We start from the raw sequence: 12205 nt of genomic DNA on the forward strand, positions 1-12205 counted from the left end.
TGCTTACATAATACTCAACAGACTACTCAAAACTAATGAGCCAATTGTTAAAATTAACATGGTCCAAATAACAACCTTAGTAACTTTAGAAAATGTACTAGTAGATTTTTTGTTATTCATGATGTCACCATCCTCGAAAAAATATTAAACTCATCATACTCCATTTCACAAAACTCCGCAATTAACCGAAAAAAACTTTTAAAAAATACTAAGGAATCTTTTCGCACCAATATTGCGAATTCAATTGTTAAAACTTGCTAAATCCTTTATATTTTAAATGAATTGAAACACGAATGTAACGATAATGCAGTATAGTGAGGATAGTAGTTTGAAGAGGAAGGACTGTGTTTGTTGGCATCATTTTCACCAGTACTATTGTTATGGTACATTTTTCCGATAATCGTCTTTTTAGCGTCTGATTATATCGTAACAACTTTTAAGTTAAAACAACGCTTCAATTTGAAAACGCCGGATATTACCATACCATTTTTAATTGTTGGTATGCACGAAATTTCGAAGAGTATCAGCTCGTTTTCGATTTTACCATATTTTTTACTAACTATTCTATTATTGGGCATTAGCGTAGTTGTTTTTCAAGCCTATCGTTATCGCGAAATCATGTACGGTCGCTTCTTTAAAATGTTTTGGCGCTTAACGTTTTTATTGTCGGTCTTAGTCTATTTTATTTTGATTATTGCGAGCATTATTAATGCGTTATAATACGAAAAAACTTTAAAAAAACTCCTTATTCCACTTAGCATCCTTGATAAATCAGCATGGTTAGAAAAGGTCAAAAAACTGTTATTTTTGTTTTTTTGCAAAGTGTGGTAGATTGTGGGGGATTGTGGTAGACTAATCTCATGCGGTGGTAAAAAGGGGTGAAGTCTAGATGTTCATGGGTGAATTTCAACATAATATTGATGCAAAAGGTCGATTGATCGTACCATCAAAATTACGTGAACAATTAGGCGAGAAATTTGTAGTTACCCGCGGAATGGATGGGTGCTTATTTGGATACCCTTTATCCGAATGGAATCAACTTGAAACGAAGTTGAATGAGATGCCACTTTCAAAAAAAGATGCGCGTGCGTTCGTACGTTTCTTTTACTCCGCAGCAACTGAATGTGAGATAGACAAGCAGGGACGAATCAATATTCCTGTATCACTACGTAATCACGCGTCGCTTGAAAAAGAATGTGTGATTATCGGGGTCGCAAATCGAATTGAGATTTGGGATCAAGCACGCTGGAATGAATTTACAAAAGAAACAGAAGCTAGTTTTGATGACATTGCTGAAACAATGGTCGATTTTGGATTTTAGAGAAGAGGATTATCAATGACAGACTTTCAACATACAACCGTTTTGCTTCATGAGACAGTTGATGGTCTAGCAATTAAACCAAACGGTGTTTATGTTGATTGTACATTAGGTGGTGCTGGGCATAGCGAGTATTTGCTAAGCCAGTTAAATGCCGATGGACATCTTTACGCTTTTGATCAGGATCAAAAGGCAATCGATAACGCGAAGATTCGTTTAGGCGAATATGTCGCAAAGAATCAAGTGACCTTTATAAAAGCAAACTTTAGAGAACTGACGACAGAACTGAATCGCATAGGCGTGACAGAGGTCGATGGGATTTTATACGATTTGGGAGTTTCCTCTCCCCAACTGGATGAGGCAGAACGTGGGTTTAGTTACCATCAAGACGCACCATTGGATATGCGGATGGATCAAGATGCACCGCTGTGTGCTTACCAAATCGTAAATGAATACTCTTATCATGAATTAGTAAAAATTTTCTTCAGATACGGTGAGGAAAAATTTTCTAAGCAGATTGCTCGACTAATTGAGCGCAGACGTGCAGACAAACCGATCGAAACAACTGGCGAGCTTGTGGACTTGATCAAGGATGCTATCCCTGCGCCAGCACGACGAAAAGGTGGACATCCTGCAAAACGTGTTTTCCAAGCTATCCGTATCGCTGTAAATGATGAGCTGGGGGCAATTGAGAGTTCTTTGGAACAGGCAATTGACTTGCTTACTATAGAGGGCAGAGTCAGTGTGATTACTTTCCATTCATTGGAAGATCGGATCGTTAAGACAATGTTTAAAGAATTCAGTACACCGAAGGATATGCCTCCGGGTTTACCGATGGTGCCTGAAGAGTTCCAACCAGTATTGAAGCTAGTTAATCGAAAACCAATTATTCCTTCTGATGAGGAATTACATGATAATAATCGTGCGAGAAGTGCAAAATTACGGATCGCGGAGAAAATGAAGAAAGGATAGGAATTATGGCAGAATTAAATAATAATCAACAGTTTCAATTTGATTCTCAGCAAGAAGAGATTCACCAAACGCCAGATTCTTTCAAAGTCTTCGTTTCTCCAGGAGATCGCCTAAAGAAAATCACTCGTGTGGAAAAAATTGCTGTATTTGCATTCTTAGTGATGCTAATTGGATTATCGGTTGTGATGGTTAATTACCGAAATGAAATCAGCAAAACTCAAAATGAAATTACAAGTATTCAAACGGATATTGATGCAAAAGAAAAAACAGCTTCTCAACTACAACAGGAGAAGAGCGAATTATCTCGTTCTGATCGTTTGAAGGAAGTTGCTGAAAAAGCTGGGCTTTCTATCAATGACGCGAATTTAAGGAAAGTGAAGTAAATGAGCTTTAAAAGGCTAAAAAGGAAAATCCGAAAAAAGAATTTGACTCCGATGAACAATCGCAAAAAAGTAGGCGTTATTTTGTTTGCTACGAGTATTGGATTGTTCTTTTTATTTGCCATTCGCATGATTTATGTTGTAGCTGGTGGACATGTCGCCGGTACTTCTTTAGCAGCCAAGACTGAAGAATTGTATAACGGTGGAGAAGTAGTGAAGGCAAAACGTGGAACGATTTACGATCGTAACGGTGAAGTAATTGCAGAAGATGCAACCTCCTATTCGATCTATGCGATTTTGTCAGAGAGTTATGTTTCCGGAAAAGAAAAGCTTTATGCACAAGAAAAGAATTTTGATGAATTGGCTTCTATTTTACATAAGTATTTAGGAATTAATGAAAAGTCGGCCTTAAAAACTTTGAAAAGCGGTATTAATAGTGATGGGACTAGCAAGTACTATCAGGTTGAATTTGGTAACAAAGGAAAAAGTATTTCTGAAGAGACCAAACAAAATATTGAAGCTGACATGAAGAAAGCTAAGGTCAAAGGTCTGTACTTTACTGAACACACTGATCGAATGTATCCGAATGGGAATTTTGCTTCTCATTTTATTGGTTATGCACAACCAGATAAAAAAGAATCGTTGGTCGGCATGATGGGTGTCGAAGCAGCTTATGATGATGTTTTAAAAGGAAAAGACGGAAAAGTCGTTTACCAAAAAGATGAGAATCAACGTCCGATTCCTGGAAGTGTTGCGGAAGAGAAAAAGGCTGTTGATGGAGAAGATATTTATACCACTTTGGATGCGGGATTACAAAGTTATTTAGAGACTCTATTAGATAAAGTTAACGCTGAGGCCAAACCAGCTGAAATGACAGCGATGCTGATGCAGGCAAAAACCGGAGATATTTTGGCGATGTCTCAGCGACCAACTTTCAATCCTGAAACAAAAGAAGGTCTGGGAGAGTCTGATGCATGGCGCAACTTTCTAATTGAAGACAATTATGAACCAGGGTCGACTATGAAGGTTTTTACGACTGCGGCTGCTGTGAATGAAGGAGTCTTTAATGAGAATGAAAGTTATGTTTCAGGAAAGATTCAAGTAGCGGATGCAACCATCAATGACTGGGATTTAGGTAAAAAAGGAATTTTGACGATGCGTCAAGCATTATCTTGGTCAAGCAACGTTGGGATGGTCAAATTGGAAGAGCGATTAGGGGAACGTTGGCCTGATTATGTGAAGCGTTTTGGTTTTGGTCAAAGCACTTATTCTGGTTTGCCAGGTGAGAACAAGGGCCTATTGCCAACCAGTAATATCGTTGACCAAGCGATGAGTTCTTACGGTCAAGCTATCGGTGTAACAAATTTTCAAATGATGCGCGGCTTTACTGCTGTAGCAAATGACGGAAAAATGTTGCAACCTCATTATATTGAAAAAGTATCCAATCCTAATACAGGTAAAGAGATTATCACAAAACCGGAAGTAGTAGGAGAACCAATCACCGCTGAGACTGCTCAAAAGGTTCGTGAATATATGCGAGATACTGTTGAGAGTGAAAACTATGGCTCAGCGTATGATCAATACAAAGTACCTGGTTACCACATTTCTGCCAAAACAGGTACGGCTCAAATTGCTGAGGGCGGGAGATATTTAACAGGAGATACGAATTATATTTATTCAATTGCTTTGATGCTTCCATCAGAAGATCCTGAATATATTTTATATATTACGATGAAGCAGCCACAAGAAAATAAAGAAGGTATCTTAGGTGAAATAGCAAATCCACTATTAAGCCGAGCGATGGAATTCCAAAATAGCAATACAGATTCTTCGGATGAAGAAAGCAATACGAAAATTACAGTAGAGGACTATCGCAATCTAAAGACGTCACGTGCTGCTGCAGATGCAAATAAACGAGGAGTAACTGCGGTCGTAGTTGGAGATGGTGATAAAGTCATCAAACAATCTGCGAAACCTGGAGAGAAAGTCATGGCCAATGAGCATTTGATTTTACTGACAGACGGGAAGAAAGAGATGCCCGATGTTCGTGGATGGTCAAAAGCAGATATCCTAAAATTAGCGAATTTGCTGGATATTGAAGTTAGCTTCAAAGGAGATGGGTACTGCACAAAGCAAAACATCGTTCCTTATGAAGAAGTATCGAAAAAGAAACTAAAAATCACGTTAGGTTAGGACTGGAGAGAAAAAAATGCAACCGGCACAACTATTCATTGCCTTTGCCAGTAGTTTCGCAATTACGGTAGCAGGCATGCCTTTTATAATCGGCTATTTTAGAATGAAAAAACAAGGACAAGAAATTCGTGATGAAGGTCCAAAATGGCACAATTCAAAAGCAGGGACCCCAACGATGGGCGGACTAGGTTTTTTAGCCGCTGCTGTGATTACTGCAATTTGGTTTAGTCTTTGGACAAATAAAATGACAACGTCACTATTGATTTTAGTGTTCGTCTTATTATTGTATGGGATCATCGGTTTTTTGGATGATTTCATAAAATTGGCGAAGAAACAGAATGAAGGATTGACTTCAAGTCAAAAATTCATAGCTCAAGTTGTTGTAGCGATTATCTTCTATATCATTTATCGAACAGAAGGTTATCCTAATACCTTGAATTTCTTTGGTATTGAACTGCCGATAAATATTCTATATGGTCTGTTTGTGGTTTTTTGGTTGGTCGGTTTTTCAAATGCAGTGAATCTAACTGATGGGATCGATGGACTGGTATCTGGTCTAGGCACAATCTCATTTGCAACATATGGAATCATTGCATGGAAACAACAGCAGTATGAAGTTTTAATTGTTTGTCTTTCTGTGATGGGTGGGCTTGTTGGATTCTTTCCTTATAATAAGAAGCCAGCAAAGATCTTTATGGGCGACGTTGGATCGCTTGCTTTAGGCGGGCTGTTAGCAGCTGTATCGATCCTCTTACATCAAGAATGGACATTATTACTAGTCGGTCTAGTTTACATTTTTGAAACAGCAAGCGTGATTATTCAGGTCACTTCCTTTAAACTAACAGGGAAACGTGTTTTTAAAATGTCACCCTTACACCACCACTTTGAAATGTCAGGTTGGTCCGAGTGGAAGGTTGACACAGTATTTTGGGCTATTGGACTCATTGCATCCATTATTGTTTTACTGATCGTACTGTAGGAGATGACTAGGAAATGAAACAAATTAAACAATATGAAAACGAAAAAGTATTAGTCTTAGGATTAGCGAAGAGTGGATTTAGTGCGGCCAAGTTGTTGAATGACTTGGGCGCACTTGTTACGGTCAACGATGGAAAGCCTTTTGAAGAAAATCCAGAGGCTCAAGGATTATTGGAACAGGGTGTACGAGTGATTACAGGGCACCATCCGATAGAATTATTGGATGAAGATTTTTCTTTGATGGTGAAAAATCCTGGTATTCCTTACGATAATCCATTAGTAGCGAAAGCGGAAAAACTGCATATTCCTATTTTGACCGAAGTGGAGTTGGCCTATCAAGTCGCAGAATGTCCAATCGTTGGTATCACTGGAACGAATGGCAAGACGACTACCACCACTATGATCGGTCTATTGTTGAATCAAGAGAGAACCGCTGGAAAAGCTCATCTTGCTGGTAATATTGGTTTTCCCAGTAGTGAAGTGGCTTCGAAAGCAACAGTGGATGATGATATTGTCATGGAACTGTCAAGCTTTCAGTTGATGGGCGTAAAAGAATTCAAGCCGCAGATTGCTGTCATAACAAATATCTACGAAGCGCACTTGGACTATCATAAAACGCGTGAAAATTACGTGGCCGCGAAATGGGCTATTCAAGCGAATATGACCCCAGCTGATTACCTCGTCTTGAATTGGAATTCTCAAGAACTGCAATCAATGAGTAAACAAACTAAAGCGCAAGTCGTACCTTTTTCAACGAAGGAAAAGCTAGTGAATGGAGCGTACCTACTAGACGGTGGGCTCTACTTTAAGCAAGAAAAGATCATGAATGCTTCTGAATTAGGAGTGCCAGGAGCGCATAATGTTGAGAATGCATTAGCGGCGATTGCTGTAGCAAAACTAAAAGGTATTTCAAATGAAGGAATCAGAACGGCTTTGAGCAATTTCCACGGTGTTCCGCATCGAACACAGTATGTGGATACGATCAATGGTCGCAAGTTTTATAATGACTCTAAAGCAACAAATAGCTTGGCTACTGAGATGGCCTTGAGTGGTTTTGATAATGATCGTTTGATCCTGTTAGCGGGTGGTTTGGATCGTGGAAATGGGTTTGATGAATTGATTCCATCACTAGAAGGAGTTAAAGCAATCGTTCTATTCGGCGAAACAAAAGATAAGCTGGCTGATACAGCTAGACGTGCAGGAATTAAAACGATCATTATGACATCAAATGTTGAGACGGCTGTTCCACTGGCTTATGAACAAAGTGAAGCGGGCGACAGTATCCTGTTATCACCTGCCAATGCCAGTTGGGATCAATATCCGAGCTTTGAGATTCGCGGGGAAAAATTTATGCAAGCTGTGAAACAAATAGAAAAGTAGGGAAATAGAATGAGAATACTTGTTACAGGCGGCGGCACGGGTGGACATATTTATCCAGCCTTAGCATTTATCCGTTACGTACAAAAGATTCAACCTGATTCCGAATTTTTATATGTAGGAACTCATCGCGGGTTGGAAAATAAAATCGTGCCTGAAACAGGCATCCCTTTTAAAACGATTAAAATCCAAGGGTTTAAACGAAAGTTTTCGCTCGATAATGTAAAAACAGTTCAATTGTTCTTGGAAAGTATCAAACGTTCGAAAGCGATCTTACGCGAGTTTAAACCAGATATTGTAATCGGTACAGGCGGTTATGTTTCGGGATCGGTGGTTTATGCGGCAACGCGAATGAAGATCCCCACAATTGTTCATGAACAAAATAGTGTTCCAGGAATTACAAACAAATTTTTGAGTCGTTTCGTTGATCGGGTAGGAATTTGTTTCCCTGATGCTGCACAATATTTCCCGGAAAATAAGACAGTTTTAGTTGGGAATCCACGTGCACAAGAAGTGGTGACTAGTGGGAAATCTGAAGTGTTGGAACAATATGGTTTGTTGCCAGAAGTTCCCACGGTTTTAATCTTTGGCGGGAGTCAAGGCGCATTAAAAATAAACCAAGCCGTCATCCAAGCATTGCCGAAGTTCTCTCAAAAAGAGTATCAAATACTTTATGCTTCCGGAGACAGGTATTATAACGAAATATCTGAAAGGTTTGATATAGATAAAATCAGTCGCAATCTTTCACTGCAGCCCTATATTAAAAATATGACGGATGTTATGGCTAATGTTGATTTGCTAATTGGTCGTGCTGGGGCGACTTCAATTGCAGAACTCACTGCTTTAGGATTGCCGGCTATCCTTATTCCAAGTCCATATGTGACGAATGATCATCAAACAAAGAACGCACAAAGTTTAGTTAATGCAGGCGCGGTCAAGATGATTACGGATGCTGAATTAACTGGTGAAACATTGGTGGCAGCAGTTGATGAAATCATGGGGTATTCTGAAAAAAGATTAGCAATGGCGGAGGCTTCACGTAAAGAAGGTATCCCAGATGCTGCCGAACGATTATGGTCACTAGTCAACGAGCTCGTCAAATAATATTTTGGAGGTGAGGATCATTAGTCGTGAAGAAGTTCCAGATGAAAAGAAAGACCAAGAGGTAAAAAATAGACAAGAAAATTTAACACCTTGGCAATTGGCCAATATGGAATACTTGAAGCAAAAGGCACTGGAAAACGGCGAACCAGAAGGAGAACAAGAAACTTCTGATGTGCCTACTGATACACCAAGTACTAGTGAGCCTGCCGATGAAAGTATTGAAGAGTCTGAAAAAACGGCGCCTGATCCTATTGAGCCTGAAGAAGAAGTAGAGTTGGAAGAGTCTTCAAATGGACCCAAAAATGGCTCGTTTTTAGATCGGCTACCCAATATAAGACATGAGCGCAATCGCCGTCTTGTACGGAGATCGTCGATTCTAATTGGATTATTTTCAATTCCAGCTTTACTATTATTATATTACATTTCACCATTAGGTAAGTTAGGCGGCGTTAGTGTAAAAGGCAATGAACGTATTTCCACAGAGATAATTAAAAATGAACTCAATTTTACTGTTGGAGATAATCTTTGGAGTCAGTATTTTGATCGCAAAGATCATGTGGAAAATTTGAAGAAACAAGAGCTTCAAATTGAAAAAGCTGAAGTCTCTATTGATGGATTTAATCATTTTGAAGTGCAGGTTAAGGAATACCCAGAAGTTGCCTATTTAGAAAACGATGGAAAGTATTCTCCGGTTATTTCAAATGGGAAAATAATCCCGATTGAAGTCGAGAAAAGTAATGGCGAATTGCCTATTTTAGAAAGTTTTACCGGCTCAAAACGAATTTTGAAAGTGCTCGAAGGATATAATAAATTGTCTGAAGAAGTCAAACAGGGAATTTCTCAGATTAAGTACGCTCCCACAACTGAAAATAAAGAATTATTGGAAATTTTCATGAATGACGGAAATAAGGTACTGGTAAGCATCAATGATTTGGGTGGGAAAATGAATTATTACCCTCAAATCGCGAAAGAAATGAATGACAAGCAGATTAAAGGAGTCGTTGATATGGAAGCAGGAATATACAGTTATCCATACACTGAAAAAACGGATGAAAAATCGACTACCGAGGAATCAACACAAAACTCAACAGATCAATCTGGAATGCCAGTTGGAAATGATTAAATTTATTACAAGAAAATGTTGAATCTTCTTTTTCATTCTAGGCAAAATGTGTTAAAATTGAAGGCAGTGAATTGCTTGCAAATAATTATATTTCATGCTTAACAGTAAGTTAAAATATTAAATCTGAATAAAGCATTTATTTGAAAATAGGAGGGAATCCCATTCATGGCAAAAGCAGGAATGTATGTAGGCCTTGATATCGGGACAACATCGATAAAAGTTGTTGTTGCCGAGTACATCGATAGCCAAATGAATATCATTGGTGTTGGAAACGCAAAATCAGAAGGAATCAATCGTGGGATTATCGTAGACATCGATAAAACAGTACAGGCGATTCAACGAGCAGTAAAACAGGCCGAGGAAAAAGCTGGGATTCAGATAAAAAGTGTCAGCGTGGGATTACCTGCCAACTTATTAGAAGTTGAGCCTTGTCAAGGTATGATCGCTGTTAACAATGAGTCGAAAGAGATTATGGATGAAGATGTTCGTAATGTCGCTTCCGCAGCAATGGTTCGTTCAGTTCCTCCTGAAAGACAAATCGTTGCGCTATTGCCTCAAGAATTTACCGTTGATGGCTTTGAAGGTATCAAAGATCCTCGCGGAATGATTGGTGTTCGTCTCGAAATGTTCGGGCTAGTGTTCACCGGACCTAAAACAATCATTCATAACATCACAAAATGTGTGGAGAAAGCGGGACTATCAGTTGCTGAAACAGTGATTACGTCTTTAGCTTTGACAGAGTCGATTTTATCAGACGGCGAAAAAGACTTTGGTACGATTGTGGTTGATATGGGCGGTGGTCAGACAACGACCGCAGTCATGCACGATAAACAATTGAAATTTACTCACGTTGATCAAGAGGGCGGAGAATTTGTTACCAAAGATATCTCCATCGTCTTAAACACTTCGTTTAATAATGCTGAAGCATTAAAAATCAACTATGGGGACGCTTATCCGAGCCGAACTTCTGCGGATGAAGATTTCCCAGTAGATGTTATTGGAAAAACGGATCCGGTTAAAGTTGATGAACGGTACTTAGCAGAAATTATCGAAGCTCGCTTAGAACAAATCTTCCGTAAAGCAAAGGAAGCATTAGATGAGATCGAAGCACTTGATCTGCCTGGCGGAGTTGTTTTAACAGGCGGGGCAGCCAGCTTGCCTGGTGTGGTTGACTTAGCCGAAGACATTTTTGGAACGACTGTGAAGCTGCACGTTCCAAATCAAATGGGCTTGAGAAATCCTGTCTTTACAAATGTCATCAGCATCGTAAATTATTCAGCTGAATTGAGTGATGTTTACCATTTAGCGAAATCAGCGGTAACGGGTGAAAAAGTTTCTCTATCTGTTTCACCACAACCGAATGCTGTTTCTACAGCACCTGTATATGACGATTACGAAGCATCCAATGATTATGAAGAAGAATCAAAACCAAAAAATGAAGAAAAAGTTACTGGGAAGATTAAAGACTTCTTCTCTAATATTTTTGACTAATTTGTAGGAGGAATAGAAAACATGGAATTCTCAATAGATAACAATATTAACGAAGGTGCAGTTATTAAAGTTATCGGTGTTGGCGGTGGGGGCGGAAACGCCATCAATCGCATGATCGAGGAAAACGTCAAAGGCGTTGAATTCATTGCTTCAAACACTGATGTCCAAGCCCTTAAAAATTCAAAAGCAGAGACAGTAATTCAATTAGGTCCTAAATATACTCGTGGATTAGGAGCTGGATCACAACCGGAAGTTGGTCAAAAATCAGCAGAAGAAAGTGAACAAGCTATTCGCGATGCACTTGAAGGAGCGGATATGGTTTTCATCACAGCCGGCATGGGCGGTGGTACTGGTACTGGAGCTGCTCCAATCGTTGCGAAGATTGCAAAAGACTTAGGTGCACTAACAGTGGGCGTTGTTACGCGTCCATTCAGTTTTGAAGGTCCGAAACGCGGGCGCTTTGCTGCCGAAGGTATTTCATTGCTAAAAGAAAATGTTGATACACTATTAATTATTTCAAATAACCGCTTGCTGGAAGTTGTAGATAAGAAAACACCGATGCTGGAAGCATTCCGTGAAGCAGACAATGTTTTACGTCAAGGGGTTCAAGGTATCTCAGACTTGATTACAGCTCCTGGCTATGTGAACTTGGACTTTGCCGATGTGAAAACAGTGATGGCTAACCAAGGAACGGCTTTAATGGGGATTGGTGTTGCTAGCGGTGAAGATCGCGTTGTTGAAGCGACGAAAAAGGCAATCTCTTCACCGTTATTAGAAACATCAATCGACGGTGCAGAACAAGTGTTATTGAACATTACTGGCGGGTTAGATATGACTCTGTTTGAAGCTCAAGATGCTTCGGATATTGTTGCAAGTGCAGCAACAGGCGATGTAAATATTATTTTAGGAACATCAATCAGCGAAGAATTAGGCGATGAAATTCGCGTTACAGTAATTGCGACAGGAATTGATCCGACAAAAAAGGAGCGTAAGGCTACACGTAATACACAACGTGCTAGTCAAATCCAATCAATTCCCCAAAAGCAAAACTTAGACATTGAGCCTTCAAGAGGCAATGATGGGCAATCGGCTTTTGGTGAATGGGATATTCGAAAAGAAGAAAACATTCGTCCAAAAGTAGAAGAAACGCAATTTGATAATATCGAAAAGAAAGAATTTGAAACATTTAATCGTGAAGAAGTAAAACCTGAAAAAGACGAAGAACTAGATACACCACCATTCTTTCGCCGAAGAAAATAAGAGGGGGAG

General features: G+C 39.4%; 12 protein-coding genes. 11 read left to right on the forward strand and 1 reads right to left on the reverse strand.

What is annotated here, in order from left to right; genetic code table 11:
• Window positions 1–3 precede the first annotated feature (3 nt).
• Window positions 4–120 carry a DUF4044 domain-containing protein gene (locus AC4J95_RS12935; protein ID WP_010745911.1) on the reverse strand — a complete coding sequence of 39 codons (117 nt, stop codon included), beginning with the start codon at window positions 118–120 and terminating at the stop codon, window positions 4–6.
• A gap of 228 nt (window positions 121–348) precedes the next feature.
• On the opposite strand from AC4J95_RS12935, the gene AC4J95_RS12940 reads away from it, so the two are divergent.
• From AC4J95_RS12940 to ftsZ, 11 genes are all read left to right on the forward strand, one after another.
• Window positions 349–720: a DUF3397 domain-containing protein gene (locus tag AC4J95_RS12940; protein WP_316403716.1), complete on the forward strand. Its 372-nt coding sequence runs from the start codon at window positions 349–351 to the stop codon at window positions 718–720.
• Window positions 721–889: 169 nt separating this feature from the next.
• Window positions 890–1321: a division/cell wall cluster transcriptional repressor MraZ gene (mraZ, locus tag AC4J95_RS12945; protein WP_494550245.1), complete on the forward strand. Its 432-nt coding sequence runs from the start codon at window positions 890–892 to the stop codon at window positions 1319–1321.
• 15 nt (window positions 1322–1336) lie between these two features.
• A complete protein-coding gene (rsmH, locus tag AC4J95_RS12950) occupies window positions 1337–2290 on the forward strand; it encodes a 16S rRNA (cytosine(1402)-N(4))-methyltransferase RsmH (RefSeq protein ID WP_494550246.1) in 954 nt (317 codons plus the stop codon).
• 5 nt (window positions 2291–2295) lie between these two features.
• Window positions 2296–2673, forward strand: a complete 378-nt coding sequence (gene ftsL / locus AC4J95_RS12955; RefSeq protein WP_316403719.1) for a cell division protein FtsL — start codon at window positions 2296–2298, stop codon at window positions 2671–2673.
• On the forward strand, window positions 2674–4863 hold the full coding sequence (locus AC4J95_RS12960; RefSeq protein WP_494550247.1) for a penicillin-binding transpeptidase domain-containing protein: 2190 nt from the start codon (window positions 2674–2676) through the stop codon (window positions 4861–4863).
• Between the two features lie 16 nt (window positions 4864–4879).
• Complete coding sequence (mraY, locus tag AC4J95_RS12965) at window positions 4880–5842, forward strand: phospho-N-acetylmuramoyl-pentapeptide-transferase (RefSeq protein WP_494550248.1); 963 nt, start codon at window positions 4880–4882, stop codon at window positions 5840–5842.
• 14 nt (window positions 5843–5856) lie between these two features.
• Entirely contained in the window at window positions 5857–7221 is a 1365-nt protein-coding gene (murD, locus tag AC4J95_RS12970; protein WP_494550249.1) for a UDP-N-acetylmuramoyl-L-alanine--D-glutamate ligase, read from the forward strand.
• A 9-nt stretch (window positions 7222–7230) separates the two neighbouring features.
• Window positions 7231–8322, forward strand: a complete 1092-nt coding sequence (gene murG / locus AC4J95_RS12975; RefSeq protein ID WP_494550250.1) for an undecaprenyldiphospho-muramoylpentapeptide beta-N-acetylglucosaminyltransferase — start codon at window positions 7231–7233, stop codon at window positions 8320–8322.
• 4 nt (window positions 8323–8326) lie between these two features.
• Window positions 8327–9445, forward strand: coding sequence for a cell division protein FtsQ/DivIB (locus AC4J95_RS12980; protein ID WP_494550251.1), 1119 nt, complete (start codon window positions 8327–8329; stop codon window positions 9443–9445).
• Between the two features lie 165 nt (window positions 9446–9610).
• The gene (gene ftsA, locus AC4J95_RS12985; RefSeq protein ID WP_494550252.1) at window positions 9611–10936 is read left to right on the forward strand and encodes a cell division protein FtsA; all 1326 of its coding nucleotides are present in this window, start codon (window positions 9611–9613) and stop codon (window positions 10934–10936) included.
• 21 nt (window positions 10937–10957) lie between these two features.
• The gene (gene ftsZ, locus AC4J95_RS12990; protein WP_494550253.1) at window positions 10958–12196 is read left to right on the forward strand and encodes a cell division protein FtsZ; all 1239 of its coding nucleotides are present in this window, start codon (window positions 10958–10960) and stop codon (window positions 12194–12196) included.
• The last annotated feature ends 9 nt before the right edge of the window (window positions 12197–12205 follow it).

The organism is Enterococcus sp. GPZ-007 (assembly GCF_059374735.1).